This is a genomic window from Sphaerimonospora thailandensis (genome assembly GCF_016863115.1).
Taxonomy (GTDB): Bacteria; Actinomycetota; Actinomycetes; order Streptosporangiales; family Streptosporangiaceae; genus Sphaerimonospora; species Sphaerimonospora cavernae.
This window is the reverse complement of the sequence record NZ_BOOG01000023.1, coordinates 74,937-95,049: the sequence shown is the minus strand read 5'-3', so window position 1 is coordinate 95,049 and position 20,113 is coordinate 74,937. Positions and strand designations below refer to the sequence as shown.

The 20,113-nt window shown below is 70.2% G+C and carries 20 protein-coding genes and 1 tRNA gene; 11 read left to right on the top strand and 10 right to left on the bottom strand.

The features are described from left to right. Window positions 1-34: 34 nt before the first annotated feature. The 4 genes from gcvT to Mth01_RS14200 all read left to right on the top strand — a co-directional run bounded on the left by gcvT (window position 35) and on the right by Mth01_RS14200 (window position 4,436). The gene (gcvT, locus tag Mth01_RS14215) at window positions 35-1,177 is read left to right on the top strand and encodes a glycine cleavage system aminomethyltransferase GcvT (RefSeq protein ID WP_204016312.1); all 1,143 of its coding nucleotides are present in this window, start codon (window positions 35-37) and stop codon (window positions 1,175-1,177) included. Beyond that, on the top strand, window positions 1,174-1,563 hold the full coding sequence (gene gcvH / locus Mth01_RS14210; RefSeq protein ID WP_204016311.1) for a glycine cleavage system protein GcvH: 390 nt from the start codon (window positions 1,174-1,176) through the stop codon (window positions 1,561-1,563). Before gcvT ends, gcvH begins: the two co-directional genes overlap by 4 nt. Before the next feature lie 25 nt (window positions 1,564-1,588). Further along, a complete protein-coding gene (locus Mth01_RS14205; protein WP_204016310.1) occupies window positions 1,589-2,959 on the top strand; it encodes an L-serine ammonia-lyase in 1,371 nt (456 codons plus the stop codon). Between the two features lie 61 nt (window positions 2,960-3,020). Then, window positions 3,021-4,436 carry a hypothetical protein gene (locus Mth01_RS14200; RefSeq protein ID WP_204016309.1) on the top strand — a complete coding sequence of 472 codons (1,416 nt, stop codon included), beginning with the start codon at window positions 3,021-3,023 and terminating at the stop codon, window positions 4,434-4,436. On the opposite strand, the gene Mth01_RS14195 is transcribed toward Mth01_RS14200, so the two are convergent. Both Mth01_RS14195 and Mth01_RS14190 read right to left on the bottom strand, forming a co-directional pair. Next, window positions 4,365-4,868, bottom strand: a complete 504-nt coding sequence (locus Mth01_RS14195) for a hypothetical protein (protein WP_204016308.1) — start codon at window positions 4,866-4,868, stop codon at window positions 4,365-4,367. The genes Mth01_RS14200 and Mth01_RS14195 overlap by 72 nt on opposite strands. Before the next feature lie 2 nt (window positions 4,869-4,870). Continuing rightward, the gene (locus Mth01_RS14190; RefSeq protein ID WP_204016307.1) at window positions 4,871-5,488 is read right to left on the bottom strand and encodes a DUF6286 domain-containing protein; all 618 of its coding nucleotides are present in this window, start codon (window positions 5,486-5,488) and stop codon (window positions 4,871-4,873) included. A gap of 191 nt (window positions 5,489-5,679) precedes the next feature. Between Mth01_RS14190 and Mth01_RS14185 the strand changes: the two genes are divergently transcribed. Beyond that, complete coding sequence (locus tag Mth01_RS14185; protein ID WP_204016306.1) at window positions 5,680-6,882, top strand: amino acid deaminase/aldolase; 1,203 nt, start codon at window positions 5,680-5,682, stop codon at window positions 6,880-6,882. Window positions 6,883-6,903: 21 nt separating this feature from the next. Here Mth01_RS14185 and Mth01_RS14180 read toward each other — a convergent pair whose 3' ends face one another. Beyond that, window positions 6,904-7,230 (bottom strand): DUF3618 domain-containing protein, encoded by a 327-nt coding sequence (locus Mth01_RS14180; protein ID WP_204016305.1) that lies wholly within the window; start codon window positions 7,228-7,230, stop codon window positions 6,904-6,906. 142 nt (window positions 7,231-7,372) lie between these two features. Between Mth01_RS14180 and bcp the strand changes: the two genes are divergently transcribed. The 6 genes from bcp (at window position 7,373) to Mth01_RS14150 (ending at window position 13,441) form a co-directional block, all read left to right on the top strand. Further along, window positions 7,373-7,843, top strand: coding sequence for a thioredoxin-dependent thiol peroxidase (bcp, locus tag Mth01_RS14175; protein WP_204016304.1), 471 nt, complete (start codon window positions 7,373-7,375; stop codon window positions 7,841-7,843). Between the two features lie 152 nt (window positions 7,844-7,995). Beyond that, a tRNA-Leu gene (locus Mth01_RS14170) sits at window positions 7,996-8,069 on the top strand. A gap of 107 nt (window positions 8,070-8,176) precedes the next feature. Further along, window positions 8,177-9,361 (top strand): sensor histidine kinase, encoded by a 1,185-nt coding sequence (locus tag Mth01_RS14165; protein ID WP_204016303.1) that lies wholly within the window; start codon window positions 8,177-8,179, stop codon window positions 9,359-9,361. 36 nt (window positions 9,362-9,397) lie between these two features. Beyond that, on the top strand, window positions 9,398-10,084 hold the full coding sequence (locus tag Mth01_RS14160) for a response regulator (protein WP_204016302.1): 687 nt from the start codon (window positions 9,398-9,400) through the stop codon (window positions 10,082-10,084). A gap of 114 nt (window positions 10,085-10,198) precedes the next feature. After that, entirely contained in the window at window positions 10,199-10,945 is a 747-nt protein-coding gene (locus tag Mth01_RS14155; protein ID WP_204016301.1) for an ABC transporter ATP-binding protein, read from the top strand. A gap of 3 nt (window positions 10,946-10,948) precedes the next feature. Beyond that, window positions 10,949-13,441: an ABC transporter permease gene (locus Mth01_RS14150; protein WP_204016300.1), complete on the top strand. Its 2,493-nt coding sequence runs from the start codon at window positions 10,949-10,951 to the stop codon at window positions 13,439-13,441. A gap of 61 nt (window positions 13,442-13,502) precedes the next feature. Here Mth01_RS14150 and Mth01_RS29695 read toward each other — a convergent pair whose 3' ends face one another. The 7 genes from Mth01_RS29695 to Mth01_RS14115 all read right to left on the bottom strand — a co-directional run bounded on the left by Mth01_RS29695 (window position 13,503) and on the right by Mth01_RS14115 (window position 19,778). Then, the gene (locus Mth01_RS29695) at window positions 13,503-14,792 is read right to left on the bottom strand and encodes a toxin glutamine deamidase domain-containing protein (RefSeq protein ID WP_239089648.1); all 1,290 of its coding nucleotides are present in this window, start codon (window positions 14,790-14,792) and stop codon (window positions 13,503-13,505) included. 193 nt (window positions 14,793-14,985) lie between these two features. Next, window positions 14,986-15,489 carry an ATP-binding protein gene (locus Mth01_RS14140; RefSeq protein WP_204016299.1) on the bottom strand — a complete coding sequence of 168 codons (504 nt, stop codon included), beginning with the start codon at window positions 15,487-15,489 and terminating at the stop codon, window positions 14,986-14,988. 463 nt (window positions 15,490-15,952) lie between these two features. Continuing rightward, window positions 15,953-16,555, bottom strand: a complete 603-nt coding sequence (gene rdgB / locus Mth01_RS14135) for an RdgB/HAM1 family non-canonical purine NTP pyrophosphatase (protein WP_204016298.1) — start codon at window positions 16,553-16,555, stop codon at window positions 15,953-15,955. Window positions 16,556-16,575: 20 nt separating this feature from the next. Then, window positions 16,576-17,292 (bottom strand): ribonuclease PH, encoded by a 717-nt coding sequence (rph, locus tag Mth01_RS14130; RefSeq protein WP_204016297.1) that lies wholly within the window; start codon window positions 17,290-17,292, stop codon window positions 16,576-16,578. 10 nt (window positions 17,293-17,302) lie between these two features. Next, entirely contained in the window at window positions 17,303-18,061 is a 759-nt protein-coding gene (locus tag Mth01_RS14125; RefSeq protein WP_204016296.1) for an MBL fold metallo-hydrolase, read from the bottom strand. Next, window positions 18,058-18,936, bottom strand: a complete 879-nt coding sequence (murI, locus tag Mth01_RS14120) for a glutamate racemase (RefSeq protein WP_239089647.1) — start codon at window positions 18,934-18,936, stop codon at window positions 18,058-18,060. The genes Mth01_RS14125 and murI overlap by 4 nt, the downstream gene beginning before the upstream one ends. Window positions 18,937-18,965: 29 nt before the next feature. After that, entirely contained in the window at window positions 18,966-19,778 is an 813-nt protein-coding gene (locus tag Mth01_RS14115) for a thioesterase family protein (RefSeq protein ID WP_308440797.1), read from the bottom strand. Between the last annotated feature and the right edge of the window lie 335 nt (window positions 19,779-20,113).

The window sequence follows — 20,113 nt, the reverse complement described above, 5'->3', positions numbered from 1 at the left end:
CCTCATCCGTCCTTTCCGAGGTGCGAGTGCGATCATGTCTCGATCTACCCCTTTGCGCGAGGTCCACGAGAGCCTCGGCGCGACCCTGACCGACTTCGCGGGATGGCTGATGCCGCTGCGCTACGGCAGCGAGTCGGCCGAGCACGACGCGGTCCGTACGGCCGCAGGGCTGTTCGATCTGTCCCACATGGGGGAGATCTTCGTCACCGGCCCGCGGGCCGGCGAGGCCCTCGACTACGCCCTGGTCGGCCGGCTGAGCACGCTCGGTCCCGGCCGCGCCCGCTACACCATGATGGTGAACGAGGTCGGCGGCATCCTCGACGACCTCATCGTCTACCGGCTCGGCGACGAGGAGTTCATGGTCGTCGCCAACGCCGCCAACGCGCCCATGGTCGCCCGTGAGCTGACCGAACGCGCCCAGCCGTCCGGCGCCGTCGTCGAGGACCGTTCCGACGACTACGCGCTGATCGCGGTCCAGGGGCCGCGCAGCGTCGAGATCCTACGCGGCCTGACCGAGGGCGGCGCCGCCGCCGAGTTGGACGGCCTGAAGTACTACGCGATCATCCCCGGGACGGTCGCCGGCGTGTCCGCGCTGATCGCCCGCACGGGCTACACGGGCGAGGACGGGTTCGAGCTGTTCGTACGTCCGCAGGACGCGGCGCCGCTCTGGCAGGCGTTGAGCGAGGCCGGCAAGGAGACCGGCCTGACGCCCGCCGGACTGTCGTCCCGCGACACGCTGCGGCTGGAGGCCGGCATGCCGCTCTACGGCAACGAGCTGACCACCGAGACGACGCCGTTCGACGCGGGCCTCGGCCGGGTGGTGCGGTTCGACAAGCCCGGCGATTTCGTCGGCCGGGCCGCCCTGGCCAAGATCGCCCAGCATGAGACAGGCACGGAGGAGACGGGCGCGGAGGAGACGGGCGCGAGCCGACGGCTGGTCGGGCTGGTGGCGCGCGGCCGCCGGGTGCCCCGCCACGGTTATCCGGTGACTCGTGGCGGTGAGGTCGTCGGCGAGGTCACCAGCGGCGCCCCCTCGCGTTCGCTGGGCCGGCCGATCGCGCTGGCGTACATCTCCCGCACCGCCGCCGAGAGCGGGGACGGCCTCGCCGTGGACATCCGCGGCGCCCAGGAACCGGTCGACATCGTTGACCTGCCTTTCTATAGGAGGAGCAAGTGAGCAGCATTCCCGAGGACCTGAGCTACACCAAGGAGCACGAGTGGTTGGCCGGGCTGGACGACGGCATGACCGTGACCGTCGGCATCACCGCGCACGCGGCCGAACAGCTCGGTGACGTGGTCTACGTTCAGGTGCCCGAGGTGGGGGCCACCGTCACCGCCGGTGACGCGGTGGGCGAGGTCGAGTCGACCAAGTCGGTGAGCGACATCTTCTCCCCTGTGGACGGTGAGGTCGTGGAGACCAACCCCGCCGTGGTGGACGATCCGTCCCTGGTCAACTCCGACCCGTACGGCGAGGGCTGGCTGTTCCGTGTCCGCATCGAGCACGAGCCGGACGAGGTGCTGTCCGCCGCCGAGTACGGCGCGTTCATCTCCGGCGAGTCCTAAGAAATCCTGAATAGAGACCAGATCAATGGCGATCAGTGTCTTCGACCTGTTCAAGGTGGGGATCGGGCCGTCCAGCTCGCACACGGGCGGCCCGATGGCCGCGGCGCACAAATTCGCCAGGGGCCTGCACGACGACGGGCTGCTGGAGAAGGTCACCCGCGTCGAGGCCGTCCTGTACGGCTCACTCGGGCTGACCGGCAAGGGCCACGGCAGCGACAAGGCCGTCCTGCTCGGCCTGTCTGGTGAGAAGCCCGAGCTCGTCGACGTGGACACCGTCGAGGACAGGCTCGCCGCGATCCGGGCGAGCGGCACGGTCAGGGTGTACGGCACGCACGAGATCCCGTTCGTCGTCGGCGAGGACCTCGTCTTCGAGCGGAAGGTGTCGCTGCCGCACCACCCCAACGGCATGCGCTTCACCGCCTTCCTGGGCGACACCGTGCTGCGCGAGAAGATCTACTACTCGGTCGGCGGCGGCTTCGTGGTGGACGAGAACGCGACGGGCGCCGACCGGATCAAGCCCGACGACACGGTCCTGCCGCACCCGTTCACGACAGGGGTCCAGTTGCTGGAGCGGTGCGCCGACACGGGTCTTTCGATCTCCGGCGTGATGCTGGAGAACGAGCAGGCCTTCGGCCGGAGCCCGCAGGAGATCCAGGACGGCCTGCTGCGTCTGTGGTCGGTCATGGCCGAGTGCGTGCAGCGTGGCAGCACCCGCGAGGGCGTGCTGCCGGGCGGTCTCAAGGTCCGGCGCCGGGCCAACCAGCTCTATCGCAGACTACGCAGCGAGGGCGACGCCGATCCGTTGCGCGCGATGGACTGGGTGACGCTGTTCGCTCTCGCCGTGAACGAGGAGAACGCGGCGGGCGGCCGGATCGTCACCGCGCCGACCAACGGCGCCGCCGGGATCGTGCCCGCCGTGCTGTCCTACTACACGAGGTTCGTCCCCGGCGCGAGCGATGACGGCATCGTGCGCTTCCTCCTCACCGCCGGGGCGATCGGCGTGCTGTTCAAGGAGAACGCCTCCATCTCGGGGGCGGAGGTCGGCTGTCAGGGGGAGGTCGGCTCGGCCTGCTCCATGGCGGCGGCCGGCCTGACCGAGGTGCTGGGCGGCACCCCCGAGCAGGTGGAGAACGCCGCGGAGATCGGGATCGAGCACAACCTCGGTCTCACCTGCGATCCCATCGGCGGTCTGGTGCAGATCCCGTGCATCGAGCGCAACGCGGTAGCCTCGATCAAGGCGATCGCCGCCTCCCGGATCGCGCTGCGAGGCGACGGCCGGCACTTCGTGGCGCTCGACAAGGCCATCAAGACGATGCGGGACACCGGCAGGGACATGCTCGACAAATACAAGGAGACCTCGCGCGGCGGCCTCGCCGTCAACGTCATCGAGTGCTGATCTCCGCCACTCCCCGCATCACAGCCCCCGATGACAGCCTGGCGAGGAGGAGTATCCCTTGGTGGGTGCACGAGTGAGGGCACACCGGGCGTTCCTGGTCGTGCTGACCCTGGGCGTCGCGCTGCGCGCGCCGGCCGTCCTCGGCTACCGCCCGGCCCTGTGGTTCTGGGCCGACTCGTTCGCCTATCTCAGCTCGGCCCTGGACCTGCAACCCCTGCGGTCCAGGCCCTCGGGCTACTCGTTGTTCTTGTGGGCGCTGAGCCCGCTGCACAGTCTCACAGCCGTCACGGTCGCCCAGCACCTGCTCGGCCTGGGCATCGCCGGCTGCGTCTACGCCGTGCTGCGGCGCCGTACGGCGCTGCCGGGCTGGGGCGCGGCGCTGGCCGCGACGCCGGTGCTGCTGGACGCGCACCAGATCCAGCTCGAGCACCTCGTCATGGCCGACCTGCTCTTCACGGCCCTGGTCGTGGCGGCGGTGACGCTCCTGCTGTGGTGGCCGCGCCCGCCGCTGTGGGCGGCCGTCACGGCGCTGCTCCTGCTGGGGCTCGCCACGATCACCCGGACGATCGGGCTGCCGCTGATCGTGCTAGCGCTGCTCGCCCTGCTCGTGCTGTTCCCCGGGCGGGCGCGATGGCGCGCCGCCCTCGCCGGGCTGGCCGCCGCCTCCGCCGTGCTGGGCGGCTACGCCATCTGGTTCCACAGCGCCCACGGGTCGTACGGCATGGGCGGCAGCAACGCCTGGTTGTGGTCGCGCACGATGACATTCGCCGACTGCGCGGTGATGCGGCCGGCGAAGGAGCTCGCCGTGCTGTGCCCGCCGCCGGGGCCCCGGATGGCCGCCCCCGCCTACATCTGGGACGCCGGCTCTCCCCTTCAGCGTGCGGGCAAGGACCGGGAACGCCTCGCCGGGGAGTTCGCCTCACTCGCGATCCGCAGCCAGCCGGTCGACTTCCTGCTCACCGGGCTGCGCGACGCGCTGTGGGCGTTCGAGTGGGACCGGAGGGTCTATCCCTCGCCGGGCCCGCAGAGCGCCTACGTCTTCCCCGAGACGATCAAGCCGTTCAACGAGAAGATCGCCTCGGCGGGCCGTACCGCGACGGAGCTGACCACGGCCTATCAGGGTTCGTCCGGCGCGACCCGCGTCGTGGAGCCGTACGCCGGCTGGCTGCGCGCCTACCAGCAGGCCGGGTTCGTGCGCGGGCCGGTGCTGGCCGCGATCCTGCTGGCCGGGCTCTGCGGCGTGATCGCCCGACGGTGGGCCGCACTGCTGCCGTTGGCCGCCGCGACGGCCCTGCTGATGCTGCCGCCGCTCATCGCGGCCTTCGATCACCGCTATGTGGTGCCCGTCGTGCCCCTCGCCTGCCTGGCCGCCGGTCTCGCCCTGGGAGTCCGGCGAGCAGCGCGGTCAGCGGCGGCGGACGTGCAGGCGGGCGACGGCGGGAAGGTCCGGCAGGCCGACCGCGCCGCGCGCCCGTGAGATCGCCGAGCGGTCGAGGCGGGCGACCACCTCGGGCAGATCGGCCTCCGGCCGCAGCGACAGCGACACCCGCATCCTGCGCTCGCCCACGATCCTGACCTTGATCCCGGCGATGCCGTCGACGCCCCTCAGCGCCACGCCCAGCATCGCGATGCCCGATGCCGTACGGCTTCCGCAGCGCCGCCAGCCCAGCGCGGAAAGGAGCCAGCGGGTCGCGGCCAGCGCGAGCAGCAGGGCGACCCCGGCGGCCAACGGCCACGCCCAGGGCCTGCCTGCGGTGAGCGAGGCGAGGTCCATGACCGGGTCGTGCGGCCGGTCGAGCCGGACGGACATCACATAACCGCCCCCGCCGACGAGGGCCAGGCCCACCAGCCCGATCCCGACCCGGTTCCCCAAATGCGAACGCAGATGTGCGCGCAGATGTGAGCGCATCGTCACGTCCTCCTTCCGCGCAGCCGTACGACCACCTCGTGGTGGCCCTGCGCGCCGAGGCCGGAGAGCCGGTCGCCGACGGCGGCGCCGACCTCGCGGAGCAGCTCCCCGGCCCGGTCCGCGTCGGTCTCCACGGTGACCTCGATCTGCCTGCGCAGGACGCGCACGCCGACGTGCTCGACGGAGAAACCCTCGCCGTCCACCGCTTCCCATGCGGCGGCGGCGAGCGTACGGCGCAGGCCGGACCGGGTGAGGCCGATGACGAGCAGCGGATCGTCGCCCTCCAGCGGCACCAGCCTGGGCCGTCCGGGAATGACGGCCAGGGCCGTCAGCCCTGCCCCGCATACGATCACGGCCATCGCGACGGCCGGGACGACGGGATCGCCGAAGGTCACCGACAGCACCCGCCGCACCGGCGGCCACAGCGCCGACGGCCGTACGGCGAGGCCTGCCATGGCGGCGACGATCTCGGCGAGCACCGCCCAGGCGAGCAGGGAGAGCACGGCGGCCACCGTGATCCCCGCCGGCGTGCGGCCCGGCCACAGCGCCCGCGCGGCCGGGTCGGAGCCGGCCGCGTCCTCGGGCGGAAAGCCCGTGACAAGATCTTGGACGACACTCACCCGTCCCTCACCCCTCTCTTACCTGGTCATGAATAGGTACACGCGGGCGGGGCGCGAGGCGTCCGGTCACCCGCCGGGACTGGGCGATCTTGGGGGACAGATGGCGTGGACTTTGCGCAGCCGGAGTTTGGGATGGAGATAACATGAACTCGGCTCATGAAAATCGGCCGCGCCGGTACTAAGCTGCGGGCATGCACGACCATCGGCACCTCGCGCGTGAACGCCTGGACATCGCCACCGCCGCGCTGGAACCCCCCTTCGCCGTCCTGGACATGGACGCCCTGCTGGCCAACGCCGCGGACATGGTCCGGCGGGCGCACGGCAAGCCGATCCGGGTGGCCAGCAAGTCGATCCGCTGCCGGGCGATCCTGGAACGGGTCCTCGCCATGGAAGGCTTCTCCGGGATCATGGCGTTCACCCTGTCCGAGGCCCTCTGGCTGGTCTCCACCGGGCTGCGCGACGTGCTGGTCGCCTATCCCACCGTGGATCGGGACGCCCTGCGCGCCCTCGGCTCCGACGAGCGCGCCGCCCGCGAGATCACCGTGATGGTCGACTCCCCCGAGCACCTGGATCTGATCGACGGCGTCGTCGGCGGTCTCGGGCTCGCCCACCCGATCCGGGTGTGCCTGGACATCGACGCCGCCTTCGTGGCCTTCGCCGGGAAACTCCGGGCCGGCGCGCTGCGCTCGCCCGTACGCTCGCCGGAGCAGGCCGCGGCCCTCGCCGCCGACATCACCAAACGTCCCGGTCTGCGGCTTGTCGGACTCATGTCGTACGAGGGGCAGATCGCCGGCGTCGGCGACGACGTCCCGGGGGCGTACGGCGCTCTGGTGCGCTGGATGCAGGGCAGGTCGCAGCGGGAGCTGGTCAGGCGGCGCGGCCGGATCGTGCAGGCCGTACGGCGGATCGCCGACCTGGAGTTCGTCAACGGCGGCGGCACGGGGAGCATCGAGAAGACGGTGCGGGAACGGGCGATCACCGAGGTGGCGGCGGGTTCCGGGCTGTTCCACCCCCGGCTGTTCGACTTCTATCGGAACTTCACCGGCCGTCCCGCCGCGCTGTTCGCGCTGCCCGTGGTGCGCCGGCCCGGCCCGCACGTGGCGACCGTGCTCGGCGGAGGCTATCACGCCTCAGGGCCGCCCGGTCCCACGCGCCTGCCCCAGCCGTACCTGCCGGACGGGCTGCGGTACGACCCGAACGAGGGCGCGGGCGAGGTGCAGACACCGCTGCTGGGCGAGGCCGCGGCCGATCTGCGCGTGGGCGACCGCGTCTGGTTCCGGCACGCGAAGGCGGGCGAGCTCAGCGAGCGGTTCGCGAGCCTCCACCTGATCGAGGGCGACCGGGTCGTCGGCGAGCTCCCCACCTACCGCGGCGAGGGCAGGACCTTCCTCTGACTCCCGGCTGGGCGGTCCTGCTCAGCGAGCGCGACGGCGCAGCAGCACGACCGCCGCACCGATCGCCACGGCCGCGCCGATGCCGATGAGCAGCGGCCCCATGCTCGGAGTCCGCGGCGGTCCCACTTCGTCGATCGGGGCGTAGGTGGTGAACCTGCGGGGATGGCCGCGCAGGAGATCCTCGAAGGACGTGACGAACTGCTTGGCGTTGGCCTTCGCCTTGGCCACTTCTCGCTCCGCCACCCGCTTCGGGCTCACCCGGTCGGCGATGGCGTCCACCGTGCGCGCGAGCTCCGCCCTGGTGCGCTCGATCTGCCGCTCCAGCGCATCGGGATCGGTGTCCGCCATGCGATCCCCCTCCTGTGTACTCGTCTGCGATCAGTCTGCCAGGTCTCGTGTGCGCCGCGCGCAGCGGTGGAACCGGTAGCGTGGATCAGACGCCCACCGCGTGCCCTGAAAGCCGGGGTTTCCCGGGTTCCTGAAGGAGGCCATGATGAGCAGGCTCGAGATCGGCGACGCCGCGCCGGATTTCACCCTCACCGACGCCGACGAGAACGAGGTCTCGCTGGAGTCGTTCCGCGGCAGGCGGGTCATCCTGTACTTCTACCCGGCCGCGATGACGCCCGGCTGCACCAAGCAGGCCTGCGACTTCCGCGACAACCTGGACGCGCTGACGGGCAAGGACGTGGTCGTGCTCGGCGTGTCCAAGGACAAGCCCGCCAAGCTCCAGCAGTTCCGCGAGCGTGACGCGCTCACCTTCCCGCTGCTGTCCGACCCGGATCTCGAGGTGCACAAGGCCTACGGCGCGTACGGCGAGAAGCTGAACTACGGCAAGAAGATCATGGGTGTCATCCGCTCGACTTTCGTCATCGACGCCGACGGCAAGGTGGAGAAGGCCCTCTACAACGTGAAGGCCACCGGCCACGTCGCCCGCCTCCTGAAAGACCTCGCCCTTTCCTGATCCGCCCGCGGCCGGCGCGGATCTCCGACCTCCGGGCACGCGGTAGGATGGGCGCAGCCGAATCGGCTCTACAAGAGAAAATAAAACTCCGACTCCTCTGCCCGAACTGCCATTCTCAAACAGAGAATTTCGCGGGCAAAGGAAAAGGAAGAGGGGTCGTAGCCCAATCGGTCGAGGCAACGGTTTTAGGTGCCGTCCAGTGCGAGTTCGAATCTCGTCGACCCCACTCAGCTCCACCCTCCGTGAGAAGCGCACGGCTGCGACCTGAGTCGTAGGCGGGGATCCGACTTCAGGTGGACCCTGGCTGAGCTGGGGATACGTACAGTTGAACCCGTGTTCGGCAGATTGCGCGCGTGGGGTCGGCGCCACACGAAGGTGGTGGACGTCCTCACGGTCTCACCCCTGTGGCTGCTCTCCCTGCTCACCCTGGAGATCTACGCCAATGCCTATCCACGGGAACACTTCACGCACATCGGCGTAGCCGGTCTGCTGCCACTCACGGTCGCCCTGCTCCTGCCGCTGACCTGGCGGCGGAGCCGCCCCCGCGAGGTGTTCGCGATCATCGCGCTCATCTGTTTCGGCCAGTGGCTGGCCAACATCACCATCGCGCCGGCGAACCTGGCCGTCCTGGTCGCGATGTACGGCGTGGCCGCCCGGTGCGCGACCGCCTGGGCGGTGGCCGCCGGCCTGGTCGCCGAACTCGGGTTGCTGCTCGCCATGCTCCGGTGGGGAAACGAGGTCACCCAGCCGTTCCTGACCACGTCGGTGTTCGTGGTCACCATCTGGATCACCGGGATCTACTCCAACACGCGGCGACGCTACGTCGACAGCTTGCTGGAGCGGGCCGAGCGGGCGGAGCTGGAGCGGGACCAGCAGGCGCGCATCGCGGCCGCCGCCGAACGGGCCCGCATCGCCCGGGAGTTGCATGACGTGGTCGCGCACAACGTCAGCGTGATGGTCGTGCAGGCCGACGGCGCGGCGTACGCCCTCGACAGCGACCCCGAGCAGACCCGCCACGCACTGCGGGCGATCTCCGGGACCGGGCGGCAGGCGCTGGCGGAGATGCGGCGGCTGGTCGGGGTGCTCAGGCAGAACGCGGGCAGTCCGGCCGAGGAGTACGCGCCGCAGCCGGGCGTCGCCCAGCTCGGCGAACTGGTCCGGCAGGTCCGCGACTCGGGGCTGCCGGTCGAGATCGAGGTCTCGGGCACCCCGCGCGACCTGCCCGAGGGTGAGCAACTCACGATCTACCGGATCGTCCAGGAGGCGCTGACCAATACCCTCAAGCATGGCGGCCCCGATGTCCGGGCCAGGGTCGAGATCACGTACGGCGCGGGCGAGGCCGTGCTGCGGATCGTCGATGACGGCCGGGGCGCGGCGGCCCCGCGCGCCGAGGGCGGCCACGGGCTGATCGGCATGCGGGAGCGGGCCTCGATGTACGGCGGGAGCGTCGAGGCGGGCCCTCACCCGGGCGGAGGCTTCCAGGTCGTCGCCCGGATCCCGCTCGGTGTGCCGGTGTAGCCGAGAGACCGGTGGAGACGAGAGAACGGGACGGCGATGATTCGGGTGATGCTGGTCGATGATCAGGAGCTGGTGCGGGCCGGCTTCCGGATGGTTCTGGGCGCTCAGCCGGACATCGAGGTCGTCGGCGAGGCTCCGGACGGGCAGGCGGCCGTCGAGGCCCTCAAGGGAGTCGGCCTCGACGGCGCCGTCGAGGCCGACGTGGTGCTGATGGACGTGCGCATGCCGCGGATGGACGGCGTCGAGGCGGCCCGCCGCATCTGCGCGACGTCGGATGGGCCGAAGGTGCTCATCCTGACCACTTTCGACCTTGACGAGTACGCGTTCGCGGCCATCAAGGCCGGCGCGTCGGGGTTCCTGCTCAAGGACGTGCCGCCGGCCGAACTGATCAGCGCGATCCACTCGGTCCACTCCGGTGACGCGGTGGTCGCGCCCAGCACGACCCGCCGTCTGCTCGACCGCTTCGCCACGCACCTCCCGGATGGCGAGGCCCGGGGGAAGCGGGACGCGGACGTGCTGACGGCACGCGAGCGCGAGGTCCTCCTCCTCGTGGCCCGGGGGCTGTCGAACACCGAGATCGCCGGGCGGCTGCACCTCGCCGAGGCGACCGTGAAGACCCACCTCGGCCGGGTCCTCGCCAAGCTGAACCTGCGCGACCGCGCCCAGGCCGTCGTCTACGCGTACGAAACGGGATTGGTCCAGCCTGATCACCCCAATGGGTGACCGCGGACTACATCACAAGTCGCACATCGGGCGCACACGTCACCGCGGCAGTGCGGCTCAAGTCCGTCCCGGAGACCGAGGAAACGGCGAGATCCCGGCCATAGCGTGACTGACATGACCACAACAACGACCGATGTCCGTACCGCCGTCACAGCGAGAGGACTGACCAAGGTGTACGGCGAGGGCGACGCGGCGGTGCACGCGCTGCGGGGGATCGACGTCGGCTTCGCCACGGGGGCGTTCACGGCCATCATGGGGCCGTCGGGATCCGGCAAGTCCACGCTCATGCACTGCCTGGCCGGACTCGACTCGGTGACCGACGGCCAGATCATGATCGGCGACGTCGACATCACCCGGCTGAACGACAAGCAGCTCACGCTGCTTCGGCGCGAGCGCGTGGGGTTCATCTTCCAGGCGTTCAACCTGCTGCCGACGCTGACGGCCGAGCAGAACATCCGGCTGCCCCTGGAGATCGCGGGGCGGCAGGCCGACCAGATCCTGTTCGACCAGGTGATCGACACAGTCGGCCTGCGGGACCGCCTCAAGCACAAGCCCAGCGAGCTGTCCGGCGGCCAGCAGCAGCGGGTCGCCGTGGCACGGGCACTGATCAGCAAGCCACAGGTGATCTTCGCGGACGAGCCCACCGGCAACCTCGACTCGCGCAGCGGCGCCGAGGTGCTGGCGTTCCTGCGCCGGTCGGTCCGCGAGCTCGGTCAGACGATCGTGATGGTGACCCACGACCCGGTGGCCGCGTCCTACGCCGACCACGTGGTCTTCCTCCGCGACGGGCTGCTGGTCAGCGAACTGGCCGAGCCGACGCCGCAGCGGGTCCTCGACACGCTGATGGCGCTGGAGGCCTGAGCCGTGTTCAAGACCACCCTCGCCGGCCTGCTCGCGCACAAGCTGCGCCTGCTGCTCACCTCCCTGGCGATCACGCTGGGGGTGGGCTTCATCGCCGGCACGTTCGTGCTGACCGACACCATCGACGCGGGGTTCAACCGGGCCTTCGCCGACGACGCCGCCGCGGTCGACGTGGTCGTGCTCCCGACCGAAGGCGATCTGTCCCGGGAAACGCTGGCCAAGGTCAGTGCCGTCACGGGCGTGCGGGACGCGCAGCCCGTGGTCCGCGGCGATGCTCCGCTGATCGGCAAGGACGGCAGGACCGCCGGTGACTATCCCACCATGGGCGTGTCGATCCCGGCGAGCCGGCTCAAGGTCACGGGCGGCCACGGTCCCGAGGCGGACGGCCAGGCCGTCCTCGAGAAGAACATCGCCAGGACCGAGGGATTCCAGCCCGGCGACACGATCTCCGTGCTCGATCACCGCGGCGCCCGGCACGACTTCCGGCTCGTCGGCACCTTCGACGTGGGCCTCGACGCGGATCTCGCCCGGTTCGGCGCGGTCGCCTTCACTCCCGCCGACGCCCTGCGCATGACCGGGGAGAAGGGCTTCCGTGAGATCGCCGTCGTCAGCGCCGGCCCCTCCCCCGAGGGTCTCCGTACGGCCGTCGAGGCGGCCCTCGGATCCGACGCCCCGAAGTCGACGACAATCGTCCAGACAGGGCAGCAGCGTGCCGCCGACCTGGCCGAGAAGAACGGCGTGAGCATGACCTTCATGAAGGTGGGGCTGCTGCTGTTCGGCGTGATCGCACTGCTCGTCGCCGGCCTGGTCATCTACAACACGTTCAACATCCTGGTGGCCCAGCGGATCCGTGAGATGGCGCTGCTGCGCTGCATCGGCGCGACCCGGCGCCAGGTGTTCGGCTCGATCGTGCTGGAGTCGGCGGTGGTCGGGCTGGTCTCGGCCGTGCTCGGACTGCTGGTCGGCTACGGCCTCGGCGCGGGCGCGGTGGCCGTACTGCAGGGCGTCGAGACCGATCTCCCCACGGGCTCGGTCAGCCTGACCGCACAGACGATCGTCATCGGGCTCGTGACCGGGCTCGTGGTGACCATGGCGGCGGCGCTGCTGCCCGCCCGCCACGCGACCAGGGTCGCCCCGATCGCGGCGCTGCGCACCCAGCTCGAGGAGCAGACGTTCCGCACCGGGGTCGCCCGGATGATCTTCGCCGCCCTCTTCACGGTGGCCGGCGCCGCCCTGACCGCGCTGGGCGTGAGCATGGAGCCCAGCGAGAGCGCGCTGTTCACGGTGATGGGCGGCGGCGTGCTGGTCTTCTTCGCCGTGCTCATCCTGGGCCCGGTGATCGTCAAACCGCTGAGCGGGCTGGCGGGCTGGCTGCCTGCGCGGCTGTTCGGCGTGCCCGGACGGCTGGCCCTCGCCAACGCGCGGCGCAACCCCAGACGGGCGGCCACCACGACGGTCGCGCTCACCATCGGCGTCACGCTGATCACGTTCATGTCTGTGCTGACCGCGACCGTACGGTTGACGACCAGCAAGGAGCTCGACCAGCAGTTCCCGATCGACTACCTGGTCTCGGCCCAGGCCGGCACAGTGCCGGACTCGGTGGTGGACGCGCTACGCGGGCGGTCTGAGTTGACCGACGTGACCGATGTGCGCGAGGCGGAGACCACGGTGAAAGGCCGCGAATTCGGCGTGGGCACGGTGACCCAGGCGGCCTTCGGCATCTCGATCAAGCCGGAGGCGGCCTCGGGATCGATGGACGGGTTCGGCCCGGGCAAGGTCGCGATGAACGACTCCGTCGCCGAGGATCTCGGTCTCAAGGTCGGCGACACGGTCACGATCGCGTCGCCCAAGGGGGACCTGCGGCTCCAGTTGAGCGCGGTGCTGAAGTCGGGTGTCACCCTGCTGCCCCCGATCACCATCCCGGAGCAGGCCTTCGTGCAGCACTTCGACACGGTGACCCAGCGGGTCGTCCTGGTCGATGCCGCCGAGGGGGTGCACGCCGACCTGGCGCGACGAGCCCTCGACGAGGTCACGGCGGCCCATCCGGCGATCAAGATCGACAGCACCACCGCGATGCGCGGCCAGTTCGACGAGGCGATCGACATGTTGCTGATGATCGTCATCGGCCTGCTGGGGCTCGCCGTCGTCATCTCGCTGCTGGGCATCGCCAACACGCTGTCGCTGTCGGTGCACGAACGGACCCGCGAGTCGGCGCTGCTGCGCGCCCTCGGGCTGACCCGGGCCCAGCTTCGGGGCATGCTCTCGGTCGAGGCCCTGGTCCTCGGGTTGGTGGGCGCGATCGTCGGCGTGGTGCTCGGCATCGCGTACGGCTGGGCCGCGACGCAGACGATGGCGGACCGCGTCTACTTCCAGCTCCCGATCGGTCAGATCCTGATCTTCGTCGTGCTGTCGGGACTGGCCGGGGTGCTGGCGGCGCTGCTGCCCGCCCGGCGGGCGGCCCGGACCTCGATCGTGGGTTCGCTGGTCGCCTCCTGACGCCGCCCGGCACGGGCAGCGCCGATCGAAGGGCCGATCACAGGCCCGATCACAGGCCCGATCACAGGCGCTGCCCGTGCCGGTCGATGACCACGCTGAACACGCCGGTGACCTCCTCATACGGCGGTTCGACGGCCATGTGACCACGCTGAGCGTCGATCCACAGCACCTCACCGTTGCAGTTGACGGCGTTCCATGCATGGCTGCCGCCGGTGGGCCAGCGAGTGATCAGGACGGCGGACGCGCCGTGACCACCGAAGACCAGCCGCTGGGCGATCGCGACGTAGGCGCGGCGGCCGTGCCCCACGTATTCGAACCGGTGCCCCAGCCACTCCTCCGCCCGGGCCACTCCCCCGATCTCCCCGGTCAGCAGCGGCCGGCCGACCGTGTCGTACTCCGGGTACCGGCGCGCCGCCACGACGGGCTCGCCATGCCAGGTCGACATCACCGCGAGCGAGCAGTCGAGCGCGTTGGTGGCCCGGAACGGGTCCTCCGTGGGTCCCTCCGCGTTGATCAGCCTGATCCACGTGCCGCGCGGGTCGGGGAAGCGCCCACCGACCGCCTGAGCCAGGCGCACCTGCGACTGCGGGTCCGGCTCCGCCAGTCCGCCGGGCCTGCCGTACGGCCGGGTCTCCTCGAGACTCGGCGGACGGCCCGGCCGGTCGAGCCAGTCGTCCTCCTCCTCAAGAGCCGGCGCCCAATCCCTCAGACCGTTCGAGGTCGCTCCCGCCATGTGGAAATCTTCGGTAGGGACGGGCTCGGCGGCGGGCGAAGCGTCCACGACTCCGGAGCCCGGCAGGACAGCCTGACTGTCGGATCCGAAGGCACCATCCATCTCGCTGGCCGGCTCACTGGCCTCGGCGGCTCGATGGTCAACAACCGCCTCATCGGAGTCGAGAGCCTCGATCTGATTCTCTACCCGGTCCTCGGCCCGATCCACGGCAGGCTCGTGCCGTCCGTCCGGTTGACCCGTGGAGAGCTCACACGCATCGGCGGGCTCATGGACCGGCTCATCGCCGGGGACGATCCCACCTGTGCCGTGCGTCTCCCCGGCGGCCACGTCCGCTGTCTTGATCTTGCCTGCGAACAGGTCGTCGCACCGTGAACCCCCCATCCCATCCGTGCCGTTCAAGCCGTGCGAGCTGCTCAACCCGTTGGCGGCGCCGTTCAGCAGGGCGGGGATCCGGCCCTGCGGCCTACGCTCCTCCAGACGACGCTCAGCCATTGGCCCGGACGCCTCAGCGGCCCGCTCGTAATCACGCCACCTGCGGCCGTCCGCGCTCACCACGGGGTCGTACATGCCGGACGGCAACCGCCACCGGGCAGACCGACGGAACTTCTCCTGACTCATGTGCTGCGGCCCCCTCCTTGGCGCACATCAGGGTGCGATGCTAGGGCGGACCGCTCGGAAGCCGCGGCTGATTTTCCCAACTCCAGACCCGCCGCTGAACTTGTCCTGCATTCGGTAAAAACGCAGCTCGGCTCAGCCCACCCGCAGCGTTATGGAGTGATGCCCAAGCCAGGCGGAATTACCAAAAAGCAGCTCAGAGTGCGGGCCAGGCGACGAGCTGGAACCAGACGGACTTTCCGTACGGGGTGAGCTCCCAGCCCCAGCGGTGGGAGAACATCTGGACGATGGCCAGGCCCCGGCCGCGCAGGTCGTAATCGCGGGCCTGGCGAGGCTGGGGCAGCGCGCTGCACGAGTCGTGGACGTCGACCACGAGCAGCCTGCACTCCCGGCTGATCGTCACCCTGATCCTGCTCGTCTCGGGAACGCCCACCGACCCATGGATGATCGCGTTCGTGACGAGTTCCGAGGCCAGGAGCTCGGCGATCTCCGGGACATCCTCGCCGGCGCCCCAGTCGGCGGCCACATCGCGTACGAACCGGCGGACCGAGGCCAGGCACTGCGGGTCACGCGGAATCCACTTCTCCCCCAGCACCGGGCCGTCCCGTTCCGGCGCACCGCGGACGGCCACAGGTGGTGTTCGCGGCTTGACTGACTTGAGCCCCTCGACCGTCTCAACGGCCTCGGCTGCCTCGATCATCGGCTTCTCCCAGCTTGAAACCGCCTCGTCATTGGGTTACTCCCCCAGCGTGCCGAGACCCCACTACTCTCTGTACGGATTTGATTACCAAGGCCGACGTTTGACGGTCGGCTGGACGCGCTTGAACTCCGACAGGGAGTGCCATTGCGGTCACGCCCACTCACCGCAGGCGATATAGGACAGGGCGTGTAGATCGTGCCGCCCGGCCGGGTCAGATCCGGCCTCCTGGCCGGATTCTCGATCGCCACGCTGGAGGACGGAAGCGAGATCGCCTATCTGGAAACGGCCGTTCGCGGCTTACGACCAGCGACCGGGACGACGTCGCGGCAGCCGTACGACTGCCGTTCGACACCATGCTGCGCCACAACCGGACCGCGGGCGGGCGCTCTACTCGAAATTCTGGGCCGAGCACTTTATCGACGCATGAGCCGTTTTCTCGAATGTATGCAATCGGCCACTGATGTTACGGAACGGCTTGGGCGATGAGGGGGACCAGGGCGCGGAAGGCGCGGCCCCGGTGGCTGATGGCGTCCTTCTCCACGGCGGACATCTCGGCGGTCGTACGGCTGTCGCCCTCCGGCACGAAGATCGGGTCGTAGCCGAAGCCGCCCGTCCCCCGAGGCTCACGGATCAGGACACCGTGCACCGCCCCCTCGGCCACGTGCTCCTCGCCCGACGGGAGCGCGAGGGCGGCGCTGCAGGCGAAATGGGCCTGGCGGCGGCCGTCGGGCACGTCGGAGATCTGGGCCAGCAGCAGGTTGAGGTTGGCCTTGTCGTCACCGTGGCCGCCCGACCATCGGGCCGAGAAGATGCCGGGCATGCCGTTCAGGGCGTCGACGCAGAGCCCGGAGTCGTCGGCGATCGCGAGCAGCCCGCTCCCGGCCGCCACGGCGTGCGCCTTGAGCAGGGCGTTCTCGGCGAACGTGCTACCGGTCTCGGCCACCTCGCCGATCTCGGGAAAGCCGTCAAGCCCCACGAGTTCGACCGGCACGCCGGACTCGGCCAGGATCCGGCGCAGCTCGACGAGCTTCCCGGCGTTGCGCGTGGCCAGGACCACCCTCGTCATCGCTTCTGTCCTTTCGGGGATCAGGCGAGCGTCTCGGCCTGCAGGCGGGTCAGCTCGGCACAGCCGGCGGTGGCGAGATCGAGCAGCCCGTTCAGCAGGGCCCGGTCGAACGGCGTGCCTTCGGCCGTGCCCTGCACCTCCACGAAGTCGCCGCCGCCGGTCATCACGACGTTCATGTCGGTCTCGGCCTTGACGTCCTCGGTGTAGCACAGGTCGAGCAGCGGCTCGGTGCCGATGACGCCGACCGAGACGGCGGCGACCGAGTTCACCAGCGGGTCGCCGGGACACATCCGCCGCTTGCGCATCCAGGCCACCGCGTCGGCGAGGGCGACGTACGCCCCGGTGATCGCGGCGGTCCGGGTGCCGCCGTCGGCCTGCAGCACGTCGCAGTCCAGGAGGATCGAGTTCTCCCCCAGCGCCTTGTAGTCCACGCAGGCCCGCAACGACCGGCCGATCAGCCGGGAGATCTCGTGCGTCCGGCCGCCGATCCTGCCCCGGACCGACTCCCGGTCGCTGCGCGTGTTGGTGGAGCGAGGCAGCATGGCGTACTCGCCCGTCACCCAGCCCAGGCCGCTGCCCTTGCGCCATCGGGGCACGCCGGCCTCGACGGTCGCGGCGCACAGCACCTTGGTCGCCCCGAACTCCACAAGCACGGAACCCTCCGCGTGCGCGAGCCAGTTCCGGGTGATGGTCACGGGACGAAGTTGATCGGGTCGACGACCGTCTGCACGAGTCATAGTGGTCACCTTAGCTCCCCGTGAGGTCGTAGACGGCCCCGCTGCGCGCGAGCTCCATCCGGCCGCCGAATCCGCCCCGCGAGGCGTCGTCGAGGATCCTGGCCGGGTCGTGCCAGGGCACGAGGTGCGTGAGGACGAGCGTGCCCACCTCGGCCCGAGCGGCGTGCTCGGCGGCCTGCCGCCCGTTGAGGTGGAGTCCGGGCGGCATTCCGGGAACGTCGAGAAACGACGCCTCGCACAGCAGCACATCGGCCTCGCGCGCGAGATCGACCAACTCCGGGCACTCGCCCGTGTCGGCGGAGTACACCACGCGGCGGCCGCCATGGGACACGCGGAAGCCGTACGTCTCGATGGGGTGGTTCATCGGCGCGGTGGCCACCTCGAATGGGCCGATCCCTGTCACCCCGGGGGTCAGCGGCACGAAATCGAAGGAGCTCTCCAGCACCGGCTCGTCCGGCATCCCGTACGCGGCGTTGAGCCTGCGGCCGGCCCCGGCGGGAGCGTGCAGCGGCACCTTGGGCAGCGGGCCGTCCGGGGTGTAGGTGCGCACGACGTGGTACGCGCAGACGTCGAGGCAGTGATCCGCGTGCAGGTGGGACAGGCAGATCGCGTCGACGTCGTAGAGGCCGATGTGCCGTTGCAGCGCGCCGAGCGCCCCGCTGCCGAAATCGAGCAGCAGCCGGAAGCCCTCGGCCTCCAGCAGATAACAGGACGACGGGCTGTCCGGCCCGGGAAAGCTGCCCGAGCATCCGATGACGGTCAATTTCACAGCGAGCTCCCCATATCGGATTCGCTCGATTCACCCGGCGCCGCTTCACCCCGCACTGACTCACCCCGCACCGGCTGACCCAACGTCGCGATCTCGACGGCCTGGATCTCCGGCCCGAGGAACCGCCGCCCGAGTTGCTCGAACAGGTCGGTGTCGCCCGTGGCCCGGAAGCGGTGGACGGGCTCGGTGGTCCCGTCGGACAGTCCGTGGTCGTGCAGGAGCCGGTAGACGTCCTTCGCGGTCTCCTCGGCACTGGACACCAGCGTCACCCCGTCGCCCGCGACGTACGACAGCGCGCCGGTCAGCAGCGGATAGTGCGTGCAGCCCAGGATCAGCGTGTCGCAGCCGGAGTGCTGGATCGGCTTGAGGTAGCCGCGGATGACCTCGATCAGCTCGTCGCTCATCGTCTCACCGCGTTCGACGAATTCGACGAGCAGCGGCGTGGCGACCGCGACCAACTCGACGTCGGGGGCGGCGGTGAAGGCGTCGTGATAGGCCATCGACTCGATCGTCGCCCGCGTGCCGATCACACCGACCCGGCCGTTCCTGGTCGCCCGTACGGCACGGCGGGTGGCGGGCTGGATGACCTCGACGACCGGGACGTCGTACCGCTCCCTGGCGTCCCTGAGCACGGCGGAGCTGGCGCTGTTACACGCGATCACCAGCATCTTGACGTCGTGCTCGACGAGGTGGTCCATCACCTCGAGCGCGTAGGCGCGCAGTTCGGCGATGCTCTTGGGCCCGTACGGCTGACGCGCCGTGTCGGCGACGTAGAAGATCGACTCATGGGGCAACTGGTCGATGATCGACCGAGCGACGGTGAGTCCGCCCACTCCGCTGTCGAAGATCCCGATCGCGCTGCTGTTGTCCGGCACGCTTCCCAAGATTAGGGGAAACCCCGCGGTCAGCCGCGGCCGACGCGGGCGATCTGACGGGATTGGGCGACCAGCCGGCCCGCCGAGTCCCACACCTCGACGTCCTCGTCGAACCAGCCGTCGCTGATCAACCGCCCGCCGCCGATGACCGTGAGCCATCCGGGCGCGGGCAGGGCACGCAGGTGCCAGGTCAACTCGACCGTCGGGGCCCAGCCGCGCGCGCCGGCCGAGAACACCACGGGCGGCAGCGCGTCGACGGCCAGCGCGATCACGTAGGGATCCGGGTCCTGCGGTTCGGCCATCCGGAAGTACGCCCGGGACTCCGGCCGCCCGGTCGGCTCCCCGGCGAGCCACCCGACCGTCGGGGGATCGAACAGCATCTCCACCTGAGCGCTGAGGTTCATGTTCGACTCGGCCTTGGGCACGGGCAGGGGTACGCAGTGAGCGGGGTCGGGCATCGTCGTCGACGGCGCGTCCGACCAGTCCGGGACCGCCGCGGGATCGAGCGTCGCCGTCGTCACCAGGGCCTCGATGAACGACTCGCCGTCCTGGACGAGGGTCGCCCGCGTCATCGTGGCCGTCCGGCCGGACTTGAGCCGGGCCAGCCGCACAGTGGCCGGGCCGGGCCGGGGCACCCGGAGGAACTGGGCACTCGTGGACACCGGGTGCGCGTGCGGCGAGGCGTCCACGACGGCCCGCAGGACGGTGGCCATGAGATAGCCGCCGTTCAGCGGGCCGCCGATCGAGTACGCGTCATCGAGACACACGTCATAGGTCGCGTCGTCGACCCGGATCGCCTGCGTCGCCTCGTCGAACTTCGTCACCGCGCGCCCTTCCGCCACGAACAATCTCCCGAATGTTGTTCTAGAGCTACTTTAGCCGCTCCCCCATGACCGGATTCCACCGGAATCAAGTGATGTGCAAGCGCTTTGTGATTCGAAGCCCATAAGGTCTAGACGATCACTGCTATCTACTCCGGAAGTGAGATATGTCAGGCAATATGCCCCCCGGTACTCCCTTCCCGGGAGATCAGGACCCCGATCGGACGGTCGCGTACCGGACACCGCGTCCTCCGCAGCAGGGCCTTCCGCAGCAGGGGCCTCCGCAGCAGGGCTCCGCGCATACCGCCGGATGGCCGATTTCCGAGGAGTTCGGCCCCGCCGCTCCGTCACCCCCC

Excerpts from the sequence above, each read along its gene's own strand:
- gcvT (WP_204016312.1), top strand. The coding sequence starts at position 35 with ATGTCTCGATCTACCCCTTTGCGCGAGGTCCACGAGAGCCTCGGCGCG.
- Mth01_RS14205 (WP_204016310.1), top strand. The coding sequence starts at position 1,589 with ATGGCGATCAGTGTCTTCGACCTGTTCAAGGTGGGGATCGGGCCGTCC.
- Mth01_RS14195 (WP_204016308.1), bottom strand. The coding sequence starts at position 4,868 with ATGCGCTCACATCTGCGCGCACATCTGCGTTCGCATTTGGGGAACCGG.
- Mth01_RS14185 (WP_204016306.1), top strand. The coding sequence starts at position 5,680 with ATGCACGACCATCGGCACCTCGCGCGTGAACGCCTGGACATCGCCACC.
- Mth01_RS14180 (WP_204016305.1), bottom strand. The coding sequence starts at position 7,230 with ATGGCGGACACCGATCCCGATGCGCTGGAGCGGCAGATCGAGCGCACC.
- bcp (WP_204016304.1), top strand. The coding sequence starts at position 7,373 with ATGATGAGCAGGCTCGAGATCGGCGACGCCGCGCCGGATTTCACCCTC.
- Mth01_RS14160 (WP_204016302.1), top strand. The coding sequence starts at position 9,398 with ATGATTCGGGTGATGCTGGTCGATGATCAGGAGCTGGTGCGGGCCGGC.
- Mth01_RS14155 (WP_204016301.1), top strand. The coding sequence starts at position 10,199 with ATGACCACAACAACGACCGATGTCCGTACCGCCGTCACAGCGAGAGGA.
- Mth01_RS29695 (WP_239089648.1), bottom strand. The coding sequence starts at position 14,792 with ATGAGTCAGGAGAAGTTCCGTCGGTCTGCCCGGTGGCGGTTGCCGTCC.
- Mth01_RS14140 (WP_204016299.1), bottom strand. The coding sequence starts at position 15,489 with ATGATCGAGGCAGCCGAGGCCGTTGAGACGGTCGAGGGGCTCAAGTCA.
- rdgB (WP_204016298.1), bottom strand. The coding sequence starts at position 16,555 with ATGACGAGGGTGGTCCTGGCCACGCGCAACGCCGGGAAGCTCGTCGAG.
- rph (WP_204016297.1), bottom strand. The coding sequence starts at position 17,292 with ATGACTCGTGCAGACGGTCGTCGACCCGATCAACTTCGTCCCGTGACC.